This window comes from Pseudomonas sp. BE134 (assembly GCF_031456105.1).
In the GTDB taxonomy this organism is placed as follows: domain Bacteria; phylum Pseudomonadota; class Gammaproteobacteria; order Pseudomonadales; family Pseudomonadaceae; genus Aquipseudomonas.
On sequence record NZ_JAVDUA010000010.1, the window covers coordinates 110,382 to 128,127 of the forward strand.

Sequence of the window (17,746 nt, forward strand, 5' to 3'; positions counted from 1 at the left end):
GCGACTTCTGTCGACTCAGCTGCGTCGGCTGCTGTTTTTCGTGCTGCTCTCAGCCCAGGCAGCATGGGCGAACCCAGTCAACCAACAGGATGACGTCCTGCAGGTGATTGACGTACAGCTTCGTTGGAAACATCAGTTCCAGTTCGCTGGCTACTACGCCGCCGTCGCCCAAGGCTATTACCGCGAAGAAGGTCTGGAGGTGCGCCTACACGAAGGTGGCCCCGGCATCACACCCGTCGAAGAAGTACTCTCCGGGCGCGCCCATTACGGCGAAGCCAACAGCGAATTGCTCTACGCACGTTTGCACGGCAAGCCCTTGGTGGCATTGGCGGTGATTTTCCAGCATTCCCCCTCAGTGCTCCTGGCGCGGGCCGACAAAGGTGTTCACACCGTGCACGACCTGATCAGCAAGCCGGTGATGCTGATGGATGCACAGACCGACGCCGACTTTCTGGCCATGTTCCGCCACGAGGGCATAGACCTCGAGAAACTGAAATTGCTGCCCAGCAGTTATAACGTTGAGGACCTGGCCAACGACAAAGTGACGGCCTTCAACTCCTACCTGACCAACGAGCCCTTCTACCTGCAACAGCGCGGTATCGACTACAACGTGATCTCGCCTGTCACCTACGGGATCGACTTCTACAGCGACATCCTGTTCACCAGCCAGGCCGAGATCGACGAACATCCACAACGGGCCGAAGCCTTCCGCCGCGCCAGCCTGCGTGGCTGGCGCTACGCGATGGACAACCCCGAGCCAATCATTGACCTGCTGCTCAATCAGTATTCGGTGGAGAAAACCCGCGCACACTTGCAGTTCGAAGCCCAAGCCATGCGTGCGCTGGTGCTGCCCGACCTGATCGAGATCGGCCACATGAACCCCGGACGCTGGCAACGTATGGCTGAAGCCTTCCTCGAACTGGGCATGGTCACCAGCATCGACGGTCTGAAAGACTTCATCTACGATCCCAACCCCCCACAGCTTGTCGAGCGGCTGCGCAAGATTATTGTCATGATCAGCATTGGCTGCGCTCTGGCGCTGATTTTCACCCTGGCCCTATTGAAAGCCCAGCGCCGCCTGCGCAACGAGATCAAGTTACGCAAACTGGCCGAAGAGGAAGTGCGCAAGCTAGCCTTCAATGACAGCCTGACTGGCTTACCCAATCGCAACAGTTTTATTCCCTTCGCCAATCAGAAGCTGCTCAGCGCCAAGCGCCGTGGGGAACACCTGGCGCTATGCTATATCGACCTGAACCACTTTAAGCAGATCAATGACTGTTTCGGCCACCAGGCTGGCGATGCCATCCTGATCCACGCGGCTTGGGCCATAAAATCCAATATTAGAGAGTCCGATTTAGCCGCGCGCATGGGCGGAGACGAATTCGTCGTGTTGCTCGACGGCGCGCATCACAGACGCGATATCCAGCGCGTCACCCAGGAAATCTGCAAGGTCATCGCCCAGGCCATTCCCTGGAAAAACAGCCAGATCAAGGTCAGCGCCAGCCTTGGCGTGGCGCTGTACCCGGAAGATGGTGAACTGCTCGACGAGCTGATTTTCAAGGCCGATACCGCCATGTTCCGAAGTAAAGCCAGTATCACTGCGCAGGGCTGAGAACCTGTTTACGAACTGCACGTCCCGCGCGTTGCAATCAGCGTAATCATCGGTCATGGGGTCAGGGAATTATTGAATGGGAAGATCTCAAACACATTTTCAGTTGCCTGATAGTCTTCAGGAATCCCCAGAAGAGACGCTTATGACGATAAAAGGCTACTGCTCTGCTGCGGTTTGCGTGTGCGTTCTTTTTTGCGTGACGCTGTGCGTTAGCGCCGAGAATCTGGTGATCTATGGCGACAATAGCTACCCGCCGATTATTTACCTGGATAACGATCAGACCGCTGGAATCCTGCCGGCGATCTTCGCCAGACTGGAAAAAGATACCGGCGATACCTATGAGCTGCGCTTATTGCCATGGAAGCGAGCGTTGAAGAATGCTCAAAATAGCGACGGTGGTATCACCAATATTTCGCGTAACGAGGCTCGCGAAAAGTTCTACGATTTCTCACTACCGATTTACGACGACGACATCAGTTTGGTGGTTTTGAAAGGCCATGAGTTTGACTTCAATACGCTCAAAGACTTGCAGGGCAAGAAGCTCGGCGGTCTGTCTGGTGCCAGCTACGGTGAAGTCGTTGATCAGGCCATCAGTAACGGCGAGCTGCATGTGGAACGTGAAAACGGTGGGCAATCGAGACTGCTGAAGTTACTGGCCGGCCGCATAGATGTGGCGATTATTGGCAATGGCATTGCCGGGCTTGAAGTCATACTGGCCTCGGACCCTGGGCTTGAGGCCAATCGAAACCAATTTGTGATGCTACCCAAACCCCTGGTTCGCGACCCTCTACATTTGGCCTTTAGCAAAGCCATGAATGTGCAGCCGGCACTGGAGCGCTTCAATAAGGCGCTAGTGGCGCTAAAGCGCACAGATGAATATCAGCAATTGATTGGTATAAAGCCTTAGGAACCCTCACAAAAAGGGGCAAAAACCTGGTGCAACGCTCGCCCGCGAAGAGGCCTCCTATCGAGGCATTCTCACACCACGGCTTTGGCCTCAGCCTTGATAGCTGATTTGCGGTACGTCAGCAAAACGATGCCGGTGACCACAATCACCCCGCCCAGAACCTGTCCCGCACTGAGCATTTGATCCAGCACAATCCAGCCCATCAGCAACGTCGCCAAAGGCTCGATGTTCATTACCGGCGCATTGCGTGGCATGTCCAGCCGAGGCACCGAAATGAACAGCACGATAAAACCGGTGCCGTACAGCACCACCAAGGTGGCGAGGGCCAGCCATCCTGTCGAGGTCGCAGGCAGGTTTAGTCCGCCTGGCAGGGCGCCAGTCATTCCCGCGAGATTGACGCTGCTGAAGACGATAAAAATGGTCAACAGACTGCGCACCGAACCACGTACCTGAGACAACTTGTGGTCGGTGATCCACAGCGCGCAGGCGAACACGCTGGCGGCGCAGAATGCGAGCGCGACGCCCGGCAGCCATTCCGGGCCGACGTTGGTCGTGGTCGAAAGACGCCCGGGGACGTCCAGCACAAACACCAGTCCCACCAGAATCAAACCCATCAACGAAGCTGTGCGAGCGGTCGGTCTCGGGCCTCCCAGCGCCCAGGTGAGCAACGCCAGCAGGATGGGAAACACGTTGGCCACCAGCAGCGCCAGCGCCACCGGGACCCGTGCGACGGCGGAGTACAGACACAGGCTCTGCGCGGTAATCAGAAGGCCCAACAGCAATTGCCAGCGCCAGGCACCCGCCGGCAGACGCAGACTTTGTCTTTGCCACAGCACCAGGATGGCGAGCACCAGCAAGGTCCCACCAGAACGCATCAAAATAGCCAGCAACACCCCCGCGCCATCATCAAAAGCGACCCGCGCCGCCACATGGTTACCGGCGAACGCACAGCCCATGCACATAAGAATGATCACGGCGAGATGGCGGGGGAAGGGCGGCGGTACGGTTTGCGCTAAGGTAGGGCGGGGCATGGCAGATCTCGAAGGGTGACAGGCCAACTCGGGATGGCGTGGGTGTTTTATTATGTTGTCGTACAACTTGGTCGATTTTGTACCGTATTCGGGTAGGTCGGGCAAGAGAGATTGGGAGGGCTGTAGGCTTTGTTGTTGGGCTTTAGCGCAGTTTTGTGTGCCTCGGTGAATGGGTGGAGATCGTATGACCCGATTTCGCAGTGCCAAATCAGATACCCTTCGCGAGCAGTCTGCTCCTACAGAAACCGTATATTTCAGGCAATGATTTCGAATGAGGTGCTGGCCAGGCGCTCGCCGTTCACCAGGATGTGCACGGCATGCACGCCCACATAGTGTTTGCGCGTGGTGAGCTCCTTGATCTGCTGACCACGGCTGACCCGTTCAGTCGCCTTGCCAGGCAACGTCACCGCCTTAAGCTTGAACACCTTCGCCGACGTGCTGGCATTGGCTTTGACGTAGTCAATTGCATAATCGATCACCAGCCGCTGACTCTCTGCTACCGTGGATTTCACCACAAACGACAGTGTGATTTTCTCCCCCAGACGAATCACCGCCGGTTCGACCTTCACCTCAATAATCTCGACCTCAGCCTTGCCACTGGCCCCAATAATCGCCAGTGCCCGTTGATTGCCCTGTTTGATCAAACTGCGCAACGCATGCCGGGCAATCCACGCGGTGTGTCTGTTTTCCAGCGACCAGCCCTCAATCAGATCCAGCACCCACTCGGGGTGATCCTTGGTGATGTCATTGAGGTGGTTGGCTACGGATTTGCGCACGTAAAGGCTTTCATCCGCCTTGAGGTTGTCGAGGATGGCGGCGGCCAGTGTCGGATCGGCCTGAATCTGTTCCAGCCGAAACGACCACGGCAAACGCGGTCGACTGCCTTCGCTGGCCAGACGCCGGACGTGTTCATTGTCATCCCGCGACCATTGCTGCATCAGCGCCAATGAACGCTGTAAATCGCTGCGCAGAAAATAGCGGATCGCAAACTCCGCCGAACCAAACGCGGTGAAGTACTTGAGCGCGTCCATCGACTGTTCGAAATCATGGGCGCCATACAGCGCCACGTAATGCGGCAGCGAGATGCTGACGAAACCGCTGTTGAGGCGCGGGGCGAGGGCGCGCAGCACTTTGAGGGTTTCTTCATAGCCCAGCGGCAGCACCGCGTGCAGGCTTTCGCTGACCCGGGCCATGCGCTGCATGATCGACAAGTCGACGAGGCCATCGTTGGCCATCTTCAGGAAGGCCTTGGCGTTGAAGTCGGGGTAAACCGCCGTCATTTCGGTTGCGATGTGCTTGAGGCGTTCGGCGTTGAAGATATCCTTCAGCGCCGGGGAGGGCTGTTCGGCGGCGGTCATGGGTAAGTCCGGTTGAGGGGGTGGCTCAGGTTATCGGGGGTACTGATGAATGCCTCAAGCGTTTCTTTCATTAATACATTCCTTCAGAGGACCATCGCGGGACGGACTTTGCTCCTTGACTGATCGGCATCAGGCCTTGCGCGGCCTTTTGTCTCCTATATACCGCCATTCAATTGAATTTCTTGCTATAAACGCACTCCGATAACGGCGGCAACGGTTGCCATAGAGCACTTTACGTACCTTGTCGGACAAATTCGCTGACTTTTCAGTTGCTGGGGCCTCAAGTCGGCCTTAGACTGCCGCCCCTCGTAAATTGAGTGCCGGGTGGCGCTTGGAATAAACGGCGCCTTTCCGATGGCCTCACCAGGTCCGCCGGAACGCTCCCTAATTCGCCTTAATGCACGTTTTTTTATAGAGATATCAATGACAAAGGACAAGTTGCTGGCCATGCCGGCGGATGACTACATGAATGCTGAGCAGCACGCTTTTTTCTCCGAGCTGTTGCAGAACATGAAAGTCGAAACCCATGAGCGCATCGAACAGAACCGCATCGCCATCGAGAGCCTGGACACCCCGGCCGATCCGGCAGACGCAGCTTCCGTTGAAGAAGAGCGCACCTGGCTGGTAAACGCGATCGATCGCGACCAGCGCATGCTGCCTCAGTTGGAACAGGCTCTGGAACGCATCAAAGAAGACAGCTTCGGCTGGTGCGACGACAGCGGCGAGGCCATTGGCCTCAAACGCCTGCTGATCAGCCCGACCACCAAGTACTGCATCGAAGCTCAAGAGCGTCACGAACAGATCGACAAGCACCAGCGTCAGGCCTGATTTCGTAGCGCCCCGCATCGCGGGCGAGCCTCACTCCAAAAGGAGCAGGGCTGGCCCGCGATGCTTTTTTTCGTCTGCGAAAAACCTCGCGCACCTCTATTGTTCGGCTGCAAAAACCACGACTAATGGATCATAGATAATGGCCTTGTAGTGGCGTTAAATACGCAGACAACAATTAGAAGGTCATGGGGTGATGAAGATGACGAGAGACGGATCTCTGGCGGCGGCAGCGCCTGCGCCAGTGCTTTTGCCGAAAAACCTTTGGCTGACCCCGACCCTGCAAAGTGTCGCCCTGATGCTGTTGTTGAGCGGCATGGCGCTGGGTGGCTGGTCGCTTTACCTTGGCTTGCCCTTGGCCGTGTTGATTGTGTGGTTGCCGCGTCTACGCTCCCGCGCTACGCCCGAAGTCACCTCGATGGACGCTTCCAGTACCATCACCGCGTTGACTCGCGACCTTTCCTACACCACCAGTCATAACGCGCTATCCGCAGCCGGCGTAGCGTTTTCGGTCAAGCAACTGGCGGACAAACTGCAGTCGCAACTCAGCGCGGCGGCACAAATTGTCCGCAATGCCGAGGTGATGATCGCGACCGAGCAGGCTACCTCCAAACTCAGCCGTGAAGCCCTTGGTGCTGCCAGCGAAGCTCATCAAAGCGGCGCAGCAGGGCGCAAGGAGCTGATTGAATCCATCGCCCGAATGCATCAACTCAGTCAGCGCGCCAGCAACAGTCGCGAGTTGATCGAGGCCCTGAGCCTGCGCAGTGACGACATCCAGCGGGTAACGCTGGTGATTCAGTCCATCGCCAACCAGACCAACCTGCTGGCGTTGAACGCCGCTATTGAAGCCGCGCGGGCGGGTGAGCACGGTCGCGGCTTTGCGGTCGTGGCCGATGAAGTGCGCGGTCTGGCGGCGCGAACGGCGACAGCGACCGGTGAGGTCGGCGAGATGGTGGCCGATATCCAGCAACGCACCGCTCAGGTCGTGGAGCAGATTCGCCAACTGTCCAGCGACCTCGACAGCGGTGTCGAGCAAGTCGAGCACACCGGTCAACACCTTGAAAACATCGCGCGGCTGGCCGCTGGCGTTGAACATCAGGTCGGGGAAATCGCTCGGGGCGCGGACACCAATCGCGAACAACTCGACAGCCTGTTCCATGCCATCGAACAGATGCGCAGCGATCTGGCGGTCAGCGACCAACAGACCCAGCGTCTGGCCCAGGCCGCCGTGCAAATGGAAGGTCAGGCCGAATCCATCAGTGAACGCCTGGCCGAAGTCGGCCTGGATGACTATCACCAACGTATTTATGACCTGGCCCGCGAAGGCGCGAGTCAGATTGCCGCACGTTTCGAAGCGGATATCGACCAGGGGCGTGTCAGCCTTGATGACCTGTTTGACCGAAATTACCAGGCGATCCCCAAAACCAGCCCGGTCAAGTTTCAAACCCGTTTCGACCGCTACACCGATCAGGTCTTGCCGGCGATTCAGGAGCCGTTGCTACCGCGTCATGAAGGATTGGTGTTTGCCATCGCCTGCACACAGCAGGGGTATGTGCCGACCCATAACACGGTCTTCTGCCAGGCGCTAACCGGAGACACGCAGGTTGATACCCTGCAAAACCGCACCAAACGTAAATTCGCCGATCGCACCGGTATCCGCTGTGGCAGCCATCAACAACCCGTGTTGTTGCAGACGTACACCCGCGACACCGGCGAACTGATGCACGACCTCTCGGTGCCGATCATGCTCAAGGGCCGGCACTGGGGTGGGTTGCGGTTGGGTTACAAGCCACAGAGTCCTCGCTAGAGGCCCAATATCGTAGCGAACCTTGTAGCAGCTGGCGCAGCCTGCGTCCGGCTGCGTAGCAGTCGTGAAAACAAACGAAGCGTTGTTTCAGGAAATCCGCGCGTTGAGGATTTACGACTGCTACGCAGCCGGACGCAGGCTGCGCCAGCTGCTACAGAAGGGTGCTGGCACCTGACAGCCGGGTTAGTGAACCTGATGCAGACGCAGGTTCAGTTCGTCGACCACCCGCGCCCAGTCGGCGTCTTCCCGTAATTGCTCTTTCAGGAAACCGGCTTGCTGAGGCGTCCAGAACTCGGCATCGATCAGTTTTTTGTCGTCAGCCAAGGGTGAATGGCTGGCAATAAAATCGTCGATGGCCTTCTGGCTGGACTCCAGGCCGAGTTGGTCGAACAAACCTTTCAAGTCGTGTGTGGGTGAATCCATGTTCATCTCCTGGTGGTTCGCGTCGAGTGCGAGATCTGAAGGGCGGCTTCATTGCATCTGAGGAGGCCGCGCTTCAGGAGTTCGATGGATGTTCCAAAGCAGGAGTGAGCATAGACGGCAAATTCGATGATCAGGCTTTCAATGCACCTGCATCGACAGCCGCCTTCAGGGCTTGGGCCGATTCCTGGGCGGCAATGGCGGCAACATCCGCCGTTTTGAACCAGCGATCCTTCTCGACCTGGTGATACGTCACCGTGGTCAATTTCGGTTTGGCGCGCATGACAATCACTGCCTGGAATTCGCCGTCGATCTCTCTGGCTTCGCCCCGGATCATAAATTCGCCAATATCAAATTCCGTCACGTAGCAGCCTTCCCTTGGAAATATTTTGTTGTTTTGAGCGCCGTCCGACGTGGGAACGGGTTTCATGGGGCGGGCAGTATGGCAGCAGTTGCCCGCCGACGGCTGAGTTAAGTCGGCGGTGTGACGAAACGTCGGATGGATTGAGCTCTGCGGCGCCTCATTCGCGTGACTCAAGTGAGCGGGCAAGTGCACAGGCTTCATTGTGGTCGCCGCGAAAACCTCTGACGCGACCGGTGGCGGCTTCCTTGATATGGAAAAACGCGTTGCCGGCCAAAATCACCTGAAATCTCGGCCAGGCAGGGGCTTCGGGGGGCAATCGAGGTCGTTCGAGTATTCCCTGAGGGTGCGACGAGGCGTCGTGCGTATAAGGCATCTGGGCGGTTGCAAAATGAGTCATAGTGCACATATGAAGTCCTTTTCATTGTTTTACCGACGTATGTACGTCGTTTTGGGTAGTCTCTGTCAGCATCGCTGCTCTAGAATTGCCATCACGGGTTGGCGAATGCTGTACATCTAAAGCAATTTTTTGCGAGCGATATGTCAGAAAAGTGCTTTTCTTGAAGCGTTTTATCCTTAAAGTTAGTCATCCTGTTTCCTCTGGCAGCAAGAAGGGTATTTTCCTTCAACCTCTGACGACGTTGAGGGAAGACGGCGCGAGTGGTATTCCAGTACGCTCACCAACCTCGCGATGCACGAGCCCTCTGCCCGGATCAGGATTTCAACCCGGATTTTTTGCAAGACTATCGGTATGGCCGCTTTTTTTTGCTGTGCGCCTTTCCTGCGTGCGGTATCCAATTTCAGATATGGGGATGTTTCCTTGGCAGTAAGTAATCTCGATATGCATGCTTTGTTCGTGTTGGGTGATTTGCGCGCAAAGTTGGTTAAACAGTTTCAATCTCGTTTCGTCTACATCACCGAACAAAACGCCGAAGGCATTTACATTGCCGAGGTAGACACCGAAGAAGCGCTGGTGGTGGACGACAAGCCGGGGCTGAAACTCAAGGTCGGCGATCATTTCAGCGCCTCTGTTCTACCGAGCCGCGAAGGTGGCAAGCTGGACATCAAGTTTCGCGAAATCAAACTGACGGTGTATGGGTTGGGCGATTACGCGTTTGTCACCACCGCCGATGGTCAGGCAATTGTGTTCAAGGAAGGCCATAGCGTGGTCACGGTGTTCGCCGCCCACCAACAGTTACAGGAAGGCCTGACTAAAACCCTGAAAGCCGTAACCGCCAAGGCCGCGAAGTGGCGCAAGGGCGAGCTGGTGACTTTCAAGGCCAGCGAGTAATGACCCTGACCCGCGCCGATTTCCACGAACAGAACCAGGCCAGTGCACTTACTGAGGCCCGGCGGCTTTTCGAGCAGAAGGCTGTTCTGCAGGGAACCTGGCTGAATTGGGTAGCGTCACAGATTTATACACTGCGTCCGGCGGCGTACGCCAGCATGGTCCGAAGAGAGTTGTCACGCTTGCAGGCCGCTGACTAAAGTTAATTCCCGCCCCTCGAAATCAGGATCCTCTACTACAGTCAATTGACTGAATATTTTGAGGCTGCGGTCGTTCATCAGGCCATCCTGCTATTGCTGTGAACAGCACGAGGTGCAAAAGCATGAAAGGATTTCGACGGTTGCTGGCGGCGTCACTGGCCAGTGTCGGGTTGTTGACCTCACCCCTTCCGGCATTCGCGGCCCAGGCGCCGATCCACTTCGCCGACCTCAATTGGGAAAGCGGCAGTCTGATCACGGATATCCTGCGGATCATCGTCGAAAAGGGTTACGGGCTGCCGACCGATACCTTGCCAGGCACCACGATCACTCTGGAAACCGCACTGGCCAACAATGACATTCAGGTCATTGGTGAAGAATGGGCCGGTCGCAGCCCGGTCTGGGTCAAGGCCGAGGCTGAAGGCAAGGTGGCGAGCCTGGGCGATACGGTCAAGGGCGCCACCGAGGGTTGGTGGGTCCCGGAATACGTGATCAAGGGCGACCCGGCCAAAGGCATCAAGCCGCTCGCGCCGGGGCTGCGCAGTGTCAGCGACCTGCCCAAATACAAAGACGTGTTCGCCGACCCCGAAAGCCCTGGCAAGGGGCGCTTCCTCAACAGCCCGATCGGCTGGACATCGGAAGTGGTCAACAAGCAGAAACTCGCCGCCTATGGCCTGAACGACAGCTACGTTAACTTTCGCAGCGGTTCCGGGGCCGCGCTGGACGCAGAAATCACTTCATCGATCCATCGGGGTAAGCCGGTTCTGTTCTATTACTGGTCTCCGACGCCCTTGCTCGGGCGCTTCAAGCTGATTCAGCTGGAGGAGCCACCCTTCGATGCCCAAGCCTGGAAAACCTTGACCGACGCCGACAATCCCAATCCCAAGCCGACGCGTTCGCTGCCCTCGAAGCTGTCCATCGGTGTGTCTGCGCCGTTTCAAAAACAGTACCCGCAAATCGCCGAATTCTTCAGCAAGGTCGATTTGCCGATCGATCCATTGAACAAGGCCTTGGCCGAGATGAGCGAAAAACATACGCCACCGCGCCAGGCGGCGGAAGCGTTCATGAAGGCGCACCCTGAGATCTGGCAGGCGTGGGTGCCAAAAGAGGTGGCCGACAAGGTCAACGCCGACCTCAAGTAAACCGGTGGCTCACCCGATTGTATTTTGCCGAGTATCGCTATCACCGCCCGGAGCACATTCGCTCCCACTGGATGGATGCCCGAATATGAGTCTGATGGTCGCGCAATGGATGGCTTCAATCTTTTTGATTATTAGCCTGATCCACGTGTATTGGGCGTCGGGCGGCAAATGGGGTAGTGAAGCGGCGGTACCACGAGTACCCGGGGAGGGCGGCGCGCAATCAAGGCCTGCGTTCAAGCCGTCGGGTTGGCTGACGTTGCTGGTGGCGGTGGGGTTGCTGTTGATCGCCATGCTGGTGTGCTTGCGAGTCGGTCTGTGTTTACCTTTGGTGCATGACCGGTGGCTGCAATGGGTGATCAGTGCCATTGCAATACTGATGTTCGCCCGGGCGATTGGAGATTCGAACCTGGTGGGGTTCTTCAAAGAGGTCAAGGACTCGATGTTTGCCCGGCTCGATACCTGGGTGTATTCGCCGTTGTGTGTGGTGTTGGGGGCCGGGTTGTTGGCGGTTGCCTGGATTTGAGTTGTCTGGGCAATAGCCATCGCGAGCAGGCCCTGCCAGTCAATACAAAACCCCTTGATTCAGCTCCCGCTCTCAGTCCGCCGACTGCTCACCTCAGCCGGCACATCATCCCCGGCCATGCGCTTGCGAAACAGCGCCGCCCGAGCCAGCAGCAAGGTGGTCACCGGCACGGTGATCGCCAATAGAATTGGAATCAGCCAGGCATGCAGCACCAGCCCCGACTTGAGCGTCGAAAAGTAAATGATCGACGCCAGCGCCACGCACCACGCGCCCAATGTCGAGGCCAGCGCCGGCGGGTGCATGCGCTGGAAGTAATCCTTCATGCGCACCAGGCCGATGGCGCCGATCAGCGCAAACAAACTGCTGAGCAGCAGCAGAATCGCCACTGGAATCTCAACCCACAGCGACAGTTCTCCACTCATTCGATCACCTCGCCACGCAGCAGGAATTTCGCCAGGGCAAACGAGCCGACGAAGCCGAACAGGGCGATCAACAGCGCCGCCTCGAAATAGGTGTCACTGGCATAACGAATACCCAGCGTCAGCATCATCAGCATCGCGATGATGTACAGGTAATCCAGCGCCAGTACCCGATCCTGGGCCGATGGCCCTTTGAACAGACGGATCAGGGTCAGGATCATCGCCACGGAAAACAGGAACAGGCTCAGCAGGATTGCGTTCGACAGCAATGCGCTCATTCGAAGATCTCCATCAAGGGGCGTTCATAGGTCGCCTTGAAGTGCTGGATGAACAGCGCTTCGTCATCCAGATCGAACACATGCAGCAACAGAATGCTGCGGTCCAGCGCCAGCTCTGACCAGACGGTACCCGGGACCACGGTGCAGATCGCCGACAGCGCGGCGAGACCGTTGGCATCGCGCAGGTCCAGCGGCACTTTGATAAAGCGCGAGCGCGGCGGTCGGCGACCGGCATTCAGCACGCCCCAGGCCACGGCGAGGTTGGACACCACCACGTCGCGACCGACCACCAGGAGCAAACGCAGGATCACCCCGGGGCGACGAATACGAATCGGCAGTGGTCGCAACCGGCGCATCATCAGCGGTGCACAGAAACCCAGCAGGGAACCGAGCAACAGGTTGCCCGGGCTCATCGACTGGTTCAGCACCAGCCACAATAGCCAGAGCCCAAGCGACAACCAGGGTGAAGGGAGCAGGCGTTTCATGGTTGCACCTCCGCCATCGCCGCCTTGGCTGCCGGGCTTGGCACAGCACGCGTCCCGAGCACGGCCATCACGTATTGCTCCGGGTTGTTCAAGGCATCGGCGGCGGCCTGGGTGTAGCGCAACAGCGGTTCGGCCTTGAAGGTCAGCGCAATGCTCAGCCCGAGCAGCACGATGATCGGCACGCATTCAAACCGACGCAGCAGCGGCGACGGACGTTCTTGCGGGGTCCAGAAACGCTGGATGCCCAGGCGCGAGAACGCGATCAGCGAGGCGAGCCCCGACAGAATCAACAGCGCCAGCAATCCCCACGCCGCATTCGACACCGGTTCACCTGCGCCATTGCCCAGGCCGAGCGGGTTGAGCAGGGCGCTGAGCAGGGTGAGTTTGCCGATGAAGCCGGAGAGTGGCGGCATGCCGATGATCAGCAGTGCGCAGGCAATGAAACTCAAACCGAGGAAGGCCATGGTCCAGGGAATCACTTGGCCGACCACGGCTTTGAGATCGTCGTCCAGGTTGATGCCTTTGGGCGGTTGCGCGGAGGGCACCGGTCGCGCAATCAGGTCGGCGTCATCGAACAGCGGCAGTTCATTGACCGAGCGGGAACGCTCGATCAACTCGGCCAGCAGGAACAACGCGCTCAACGCCAGGGTCGAGCTGACCAGATAGAACAGCGCCGCCGCAATCAGGTTCGGTTGGGCGAAGCCGATCGCTGACAGCAGAATCCCGGCCGACACCAGAATGCTCAGGCTGGCCATGCGCTCCAGGCGTTGGGCCGCCAGAATCGCCACGGCTGCGCAGACAATCGTCGCCATGCCGCCGTAAATCAGCCAGTCGCCGCCAAAGTAGGCAGACGCCCCAGCCTGACCGGAGAACAGCAGCGTCCACAATCGCAGCAAGGTGTAGACGCCCACCTTGGTCATGATCGCGAACATGGCCGCTACCGGCGCGCTGGCCGAGGAGTAGGCCGGCACCAGCCAGAAGTTCAGCGGCCACATTCCGGCCTTGGCCAGAAACGCCACCGCGAGAATCCCCGCGCCGGCATGCAGCAAGCCACGGTCGGCTTCGGGCACCAGCGGGATTTTCAACGCCAGGTCGGCCATGCTCAGGGTGCCGGTGACGCCGTAAATCAGCGCCGCGCCAATCAGGAACAGCGACGACGCCAACAGGTTGATCGAGATGTAATGCAGCCCCGCCGACACGCGCGGCCGGCCGGAACCGTGCAGCATCAAACCGTAGGACGCCGCCAGCAGCACTTCGAAAAACACGAACAGGTTGAACAGGTCGGCGGTCAGGAACGCGCCATACAGCCCCATCAATTGAATCTGGAACAGTGCGTGGAAACTGGAACCGGCGCCATCCCAACGGGCCATGGCAAACAGCAACGCGCTGACGCCAATGATCCCGGTCAACACCAGCATCAGTGCAGACAGGCGATCAACCACCAGCACCAGGCCGAACGGCACTTGCCAGTTGCCCGGCAAGTACACGCCGATGGAACCTGGCACGCCGGTGGTTTGGGTCCATTGCAGCAGCGCCACCGAAACCCCCAGGCCGAGCAGGCTGGAGAACAGGTTGATTTTGGCCTTCAGCGGCCGGTGTTTCTCGCCGAGCATCAACATGATGGCGGCGGTCAGCAGCGGCAGCAGAATCGGCGCGGCGATCAAGTGCGTCATCGCATTCATTCTTTAGGCTCCCGGCCATCGACATGGTCGGTCCCGGTCAAGCCCCGGGAGGCAAGCAGCACCACCAGAAACAGTGCGGTCATGGCGAAGCTGATGACAATGGCGGTCAGCACCAGCGCCTGCGGCAATGGATCGGTGTAGTGCAACAAGTCCTGCGGAACGCCGTCCTTGATGATCGGCTCCCGGCCGATGAACAGGCTGCCCATGCTGAAAATGAACAGGTTGACGCCATAGGACAGCAGGCACAGACCCATCACCACCTGAAAGGTCCGTGGCCGCAGGATCAGCCACACGCCGGACGCGGCGAGCACGCCGATGGCGATTGCGATGACTTCTTCCATCAGACGGCTCCTTGCGTGGCGACAGGCTTGGGCTGGGCTGCGGTTTTGTGGCCGCGAACCGATTGGTGGGCGAGGGCGGTGAGGATTAGCAGCGTCGAACCGACCACCACGCCATATACGCCGATATCGAAAAACAGTGCGCTGGCGATATGAATGTCACCCAGTACCGGCAGGGTGAAATGCCAGGTGTGGGTGGTCAGGAACGGATAACCGACCGCCATGGCGCCGAGCCCGGTGACCGTGGCGAACAGCAGCCCGGTGCCCATCCAGCGCAGCGGTCGCAGGCTCATTTGCGCCTCGACCCACTGCGTGCCGGCGACCATGTATTGCAGGATGAACGCTACCGACATCACCAGCCCGGCGACAAACCCGCCGCCCGGTTGATTGTGCCCGCGCATGAACAAATACAACGACACCACCAGTGCAATCGGCAACAGCAGGCGCACCAGCACCGCCGGGACCATCATGAAACCCAGCGCGGTGTCGCTGGCGTGGCGCGGGTTGACCAGGTCAGTGACCACGTCCGGTGCCAGCAGGCGTTGCTGGGCAGGCAGCTGCAGGCTTTCTTTCGGAGGACGGAAACGTCGAAGCAGGGCGAATACGGTCAGGGCCACGGCCACCAGTACGGTGATTTCACCGAGGGTGTCGAAGCCGCGGAAGTCCACCAGCATCACGTTCACCACGTTGCTACCGCCGCCTTCGGGCAGGGCACGACTGAGGTAGAACGAGGAAATGTCGTTGGGCGTCTGGCGTGTCAGCATCGCATAGGCCAGCAGGGCCATGCCGCCACCGACCATGGTCGACAACAACAAGTCGCGGATACGCCGGATGCGCGCCTTGCGCAAGCTGCTTGGCAGTGGCGACACTTCTTCGATTCGTCGTGGCAGCCAGCGCAGGCCCAGCAGGATCAGCACCGTGGTCACCACTTCTACCGCCAGTTGCGTCAGTGCCAGATCGGGCGCGGAAAACCAGACGAAGGTCACGCAGGTCATCAGACCGCAGACGCTGACCATGGTCAGGGCCGCAAGCCGGTGGTATTTGGCCTGCCACGCCGCGCCGAGGGCGCAGACAATCGCCAGCAGCCAGAGGGTCACAAACACGATCGAACCGGGGATTTTCGGCCGGTCGCCCCAGCTCAGGCTGCTGTGGAGCATCGGGATCAACCCGGCCAACACGGCGACGAGGACCACCAGAAACAATTGGGTTTGCAGGCGATGGGTGCTGATCCGCCGCACCAGACGACGGGCCAGGCGCATCATGATCACCAGGCTGCGCTCGAACAGGCGCTTGCCGCTGAGCCGGCCAATCATCGGCGGGTACTTGAAGCGCCCGCGCTTGAGCTGATTGCGCAACAGCAAATAGAGCACGATGCCGCCGGACATGGCGATCAGGCTCATGATCATCGGCGCGTTCCAGCCATGCCAGATGGCCAGGCTGTATTCCGGCAGGGTGCCGCCCACCACCGGCAGGGCCGCGGCAGCCAGTATGGCGCCGACGACTACCGCCGGAAAAATCCCCACAATCAGACAGGTGAACACCAGCAGTTCCACCGGCGCGCGCATCCAGCGCGGTGGCTCGTGCGGGGTATGCGGCAGGTCGGTGGCGGTCGGGCCGAAGAACACGTCGACGGTGAAGCGCAGCGAATAGGCGACGCTGAAGGTACCGGCGATGGTCGCGACAATCGGCAGGCTCCATTCGATCCAGGCCGTGGCATTGATGAACACGGTTTCGGCAAAGAACATTTCTTTTGAGAGGAAACCGTTGAGCAACGGCACGCCGGCCATCGAGGCGCTGGCGACCATGGCCAGGGTGGCGGTGAACGGAATCAGCTTGATCAGGCCGCTGAGCTTGCGAATGTCGCGGGTGCCGCTTTCGTGGTCGATGATCCCGGCGGCCATGAACAGCGAGGCCTTGAAGGTGGCGTGGTTGAGAATGTGAAACACCGCAGCCACGGCCGCCAGCGGGCTGTTCAAGCCCAGCAGCAGGGTGATCAGGCCCAGATGGCTGATGGTCGAATAGGCCAGCAAACCTTTGAGGTCGTTCTGGAACATCGCGCAGTAAGCGCCCAGCAGCAGGGTGCAGGCGCCGGCGCCGCTGACGATGTAGAACCATTCTTCGCTGCCGGACAGCGAAGGCCAAAGTCGTGCCAGCAGGAACACCCCGGCCTTGACCATGGTTGCCGAGTGCAGATAGGCCGAGACCGGGGTCGGCGCCGCCATCGCATGGGGCAACCAGAAGTGGAAAGGGAATTGCGCGCTTTTACTCAAGGCGCCGACCAGGATCAGGGGTAACAGCAGCGGGTAGAGGGCGTGTGCGCGAATCAGATCGCCAGCGGCCAGGACCTTGTCCAGGTCATAGCTGCCGACCACATGGCCGAGGAGCATCACTCCCGTCAGCAGGCACAAGCCGCCCGCACCGGTCACCATCAGCGCCATATAGGCACCGCGTCGTGCGTCGCTGCGGTGGTGCCAGTAACCGATCAGCAGGAACGAGAAGAGGCTGGTCAGCTCCCAGAAAAACACGATCTGGATCAGGTTCCCGGAAATCACCAGCCCGAGCATGGCGCCCATGAACGCCAGGAAAAACGCGAAAAATCGCGGTACCGGATCGTCCGGCGACATGTAGTAGCGTGCGTACAGCGAGACCAGTGTGCCAATGCCCAACACCAGCAGCGAGAACAGCCAGGCGAACCCGTCCAGACGCAAGACGAAATTCAGACCGAGGCTTGGCAGCCAAAAGTATTCTTCGCGGATCACGCCGCCTTGGGCGATGTGCGGGTACAAGAGCGCGACCTGGACGGTGCCGATCAGTGCGACCAGGCCCGCCAGCAGGGAGGCAGTATTACGCGCGTTGTGCGGCAGCACGGCTGCCAGACAGCTGCCGATAAAAGGCAGAAGCAGTAGAACTATCAGGGACATAGGCTTCTAATCTGCGGAAGTTTGTGAAGCATCATACGTGCCACAACCCGGATCGCCAAACGCCATGCTGTCGCAGAATCCTTCACGGTAGACGCAAAAACCTTGGATCACATTGTTTCAAAGATTTGTATCCACCGGGCTGGACCCATCGC

Annotated in this window: 19 protein-coding genes; 8 read left to right on the forward strand and 11 right to left on the reverse strand. The window is 58.9% G+C overall.

What is annotated here, in order from left to right; all coding sequences use genetic code 11:
* Positions 1–103: 103 nt before the first annotated feature.
* Both J2Y56_RS10890 and J2Y56_RS10895 read left to right on the forward strand, forming a co-directional pair.
* Entirely contained in the window at positions 104–1,612 is a 1,509-nt protein-coding gene (locus J2Y56_RS10890) for an ABC transporter substrate-binding protein (RefSeq protein ID WP_310338204.1), read from the forward strand.
* A gap of 76 nt (positions 1,613–1,688) precedes the next feature.
* Positions 1,689–2,519 (forward strand): ABC transporter substrate-binding protein, encoded by an 831-nt coding sequence (locus tag J2Y56_RS10895; RefSeq protein WP_081502762.1) that lies wholly within the window; start codon positions 1,689–1,691, stop codon positions 2,517–2,519.
* Between the two features lie 71 nt (positions 2,520–2,590).
* Here J2Y56_RS10895 and J2Y56_RS10900 read toward each other — a convergent pair whose 3' ends face one another.
* A complete protein-coding gene (locus J2Y56_RS10900) occupies positions 2,591–3,550 on the reverse strand; it encodes a DMT family transporter (RefSeq protein ID WP_310350091.1) in 960 nt (319 codons plus the stop codon).
* 254 nt (positions 3,551–3,804) lie between these two features.
* Complete coding sequence (locus J2Y56_RS10905; protein WP_310350092.1) at positions 3,805–4,908, reverse strand: DNA alkylation repair protein; 1,104 nt, start codon at positions 4,906–4,908, stop codon at positions 3,805–3,807.
* A gap of 423 nt (positions 4,909–5,331) precedes the next feature.
* Between J2Y56_RS10905 and J2Y56_RS10910 the strand changes: the two genes are divergently transcribed.
* Together J2Y56_RS10910 and J2Y56_RS10915 are read left to right on the forward strand one after the other, a co-directional pair.
* On the forward strand, positions 5,332–5,736 hold the full coding sequence (locus tag J2Y56_RS10910) for a TraR/DksA family transcriptional regulator (RefSeq protein WP_007907888.1): 405 nt from the start codon (positions 5,332–5,334) through the stop codon (positions 5,734–5,736).
* Positions 5,737–6,316: 580 nt separating this feature from the next.
* Complete coding sequence (locus tag J2Y56_RS10915) at positions 6,317–7,540, forward strand: methyl-accepting chemotaxis protein (protein ID WP_405046850.1); 1,224 nt, start codon at positions 6,317–6,319, stop codon at positions 7,538–7,540.
* A 183-nt stretch (positions 7,541–7,723) separates the two neighbouring features.
* Here J2Y56_RS10915 and J2Y56_RS10920 read toward each other — a convergent pair whose 3' ends face one another.
* From J2Y56_RS10920 to J2Y56_RS10930, 3 genes are all read right to left on the reverse strand, one after another.
* Positions 7,724–7,963, reverse strand: coding sequence for a DUF2789 domain-containing protein (locus tag J2Y56_RS10920; RefSeq protein ID WP_310338216.1), 240 nt, complete (start codon positions 7,961–7,963; stop codon positions 7,724–7,726).
* Between the two features lie 130 nt (positions 7,964–8,093).
* Positions 8,094–8,324, reverse strand: coding sequence for a hypothetical protein (locus J2Y56_RS10925; RefSeq protein WP_007944707.1), 231 nt, complete (start codon positions 8,322–8,324; stop codon positions 8,094–8,096).
* Between the two features lie 157 nt (positions 8,325–8,481).
* Entirely contained in the window at positions 8,482–8,730 is a 249-nt protein-coding gene (locus J2Y56_RS10930; RefSeq protein WP_007944708.1) for a hypothetical protein, read from the reverse strand.
* Between the two features lie 411 nt (positions 8,731–9,141).
* On the opposite strand from J2Y56_RS10930, the gene J2Y56_RS10935 reads away from it, so the two are divergent.
* The 4 genes from J2Y56_RS10935 to J2Y56_RS10950 all read left to right on the forward strand — a co-directional run bounded on the left by J2Y56_RS10935 (position 9,142) and on the right by J2Y56_RS10950 (position 11,471).
* Complete coding sequence (locus J2Y56_RS10935; RefSeq protein WP_007944709.1) at positions 9,142–9,612, forward strand: hypothetical protein; 471 nt, start codon at positions 9,142–9,144, stop codon at positions 9,610–9,612.
* The gene (locus J2Y56_RS10940) at positions 9,612–9,809 is read left to right on the forward strand and encodes a hypothetical protein (protein ID WP_310350094.1); all 198 of its coding nucleotides are present in this window, start codon (positions 9,612–9,614) and stop codon (positions 9,807–9,809) included. The genes J2Y56_RS10935 and J2Y56_RS10940 overlap by 1 nt, the downstream gene beginning before the upstream one ends.
* Before the next feature lie 122 nt (positions 9,810–9,931).
* Entirely contained in the window at positions 9,932–10,948 is a 1,017-nt protein-coding gene (locus J2Y56_RS10945) for an ABC transporter substrate-binding protein (protein WP_310350095.1), read from the forward strand.
* 85 nt (positions 10,949–11,033) lie between these two features.
* Positions 11,034–11,471, forward strand: a complete 438-nt coding sequence (locus J2Y56_RS10950) for a DUF3995 domain-containing protein (RefSeq protein ID WP_007944716.1) — start codon at positions 11,034–11,036, stop codon at positions 11,469–11,471.
* 59 nt (positions 11,472–11,530) lie between these two features.
* Here J2Y56_RS10950 and J2Y56_RS10955 read toward each other — a convergent pair whose 3' ends face one another.
* From J2Y56_RS10955 to J2Y56_RS10980, 6 genes are read right to left on the reverse strand one after another with little or no spacing between them, the layout of a single operon-like run.
* Entirely contained in the window at positions 11,531–11,893 is a 363-nt protein-coding gene (locus tag J2Y56_RS10955; RefSeq protein WP_310338223.1) for a Na+/H+ antiporter subunit G, read from the reverse strand.
* Positions 11,890–12,168 (reverse strand): K+/H+ antiporter subunit F, encoded by a 279-nt coding sequence (locus J2Y56_RS10960; RefSeq protein ID WP_007944718.1) that lies wholly within the window; start codon positions 12,166–12,168, stop codon positions 11,890–11,892. Before J2Y56_RS10960 ends, J2Y56_RS10955 begins: the two co-directional genes overlap by 4 nt.
* Positions 12,165–12,653, reverse strand: a complete 489-nt coding sequence (locus J2Y56_RS10965; RefSeq protein WP_310350099.1) for a Na+/H+ antiporter subunit E — start codon at positions 12,651–12,653, stop codon at positions 12,165–12,167. Before J2Y56_RS10965 ends, J2Y56_RS10960 begins: the two co-directional genes overlap by 4 nt.
* Positions 12,650–14,335 carry a monovalent cation/H+ antiporter subunit D gene (locus J2Y56_RS10970; protein ID WP_310350101.1) on the reverse strand — a complete coding sequence of 562 codons (1,686 nt, stop codon included), beginning with the start codon at positions 14,333–14,335 and terminating at the stop codon, positions 12,650–12,652. The genes J2Y56_RS10965 and J2Y56_RS10970 overlap by 4 nt, the downstream gene beginning before the upstream one ends.
* Positions 14,332–14,676, reverse strand: a complete 345-nt coding sequence (locus J2Y56_RS10975) for a Na+/H+ antiporter subunit C (protein ID WP_007944721.1) — start codon at positions 14,674–14,676, stop codon at positions 14,332–14,334. The genes J2Y56_RS10970 and J2Y56_RS10975 overlap by 4 nt, the downstream gene beginning before the upstream one ends.
* On the reverse strand, positions 14,676–17,594 hold the full coding sequence (locus tag J2Y56_RS10980; RefSeq protein WP_310350102.1) for a monovalent cation/H+ antiporter subunit A: 2,919 nt from the start codon (positions 17,592–17,594) through the stop codon (positions 14,676–14,678). Before J2Y56_RS10980 ends, J2Y56_RS10975 begins: the two co-directional genes overlap by 1 nt.
* Positions 17,595–17,746: the final 152 nt, after the last annotated feature.

Coding starts and splice junctions, on each gene's coding strand:
- J2Y56_RS10975 (WP_007944721.1), bottom strand. CDS start 14,676: ATGGAAGAAGTCATCGCAATCGCCATCGGCGTGCTCGCCGCGTCCGGC.
- J2Y56_RS10960 (WP_007944718.1), bottom strand. CDS start 12,168: ATGAGCGCATTGCTGTCGAACGCAATCCTGCTGAGCCTGTTCCTGTTT.
- J2Y56_RS10980 (WP_310350102.1), bottom strand. CDS start 17,594: ATGTCCCTGATAGTTCTACTGCTTCTGCCTTTTATCGGCAGCTGTCTG.
- J2Y56_RS10955 (WP_310338223.1), bottom strand. CDS start 11,893: ATGAGTGGAGAACTGTCGCTGTGGGTTGAGATTCCAGTGGCGATTCTG.
- J2Y56_RS10920 (WP_310338216.1), bottom strand. CDS start 7,963: ATGGATTCACCCACACACGACTTGAAAGGTTTGTTCGACCAACTCGGC.
- J2Y56_RS10950 (WP_007944716.1), top strand. CDS start 11,034: ATGAGTCTGATGGTCGCGCAATGGATGGCTTCAATCTTTTTGATTATT.
- J2Y56_RS10915 (WP_405046850.1), top strand. CDS start 6,317: ATGATCGCGACCGAGCAGGCTACCTCCAAACTCAGCCGTGAAGCCCTT.
- J2Y56_RS10900 (WP_310350091.1), bottom strand. CDS start 3,550: ATGCCCCGCCCTACCTTAGCGCAAACCGTACCGCCGCCCTTCCCCCGC.
- J2Y56_RS10895 (WP_081502762.1), top strand. CDS start 1,689: ATGGGAAGATCTCAAACACATTTTCAGTTGCCTGATAGTCTTCAGGAA.
- J2Y56_RS10930 (WP_007944708.1), bottom strand. CDS start 8,730: ATGTGCACTATGACTCATTTTGCAACCGCCCAGATGCCTTATACGCAC.
- J2Y56_RS10970 (WP_310350101.1), bottom strand. CDS start 14,335: ATGAATGCGATGACGCACTTGATCGCCGCGCCGATTCTGCTGCCGCTG.
- J2Y56_RS10905 (WP_310350092.1), bottom strand. CDS start 4,908: ATGACCGCCGCCGAACAGCCCTCCCCGGCGCTGAAGGATATCTTCAAC.
- J2Y56_RS10910 (WP_007907888.1), top strand. CDS start 5,332: ATGACAAAGGACAAGTTGCTGGCCATGCCGGCGGATGACTACATGAAT.
- J2Y56_RS10945 (WP_310350095.1), top strand. CDS start 9,932: ATGAAAGGATTTCGACGGTTGCTGGCGGCGTCACTGGCCAGTGTCGGG.
- J2Y56_RS10965 (WP_310350099.1), bottom strand. CDS start 12,653: ATGAAACGCCTGCTCCCTTCACCCTGGTTGTCGCTTGGGCTCTGGCTA.
- J2Y56_RS10940 (WP_310350094.1), top strand. CDS start 9,612: ATGACCCTGACCCGCGCCGATTTCCACGAACAGAACCAGGCCAGTGCA.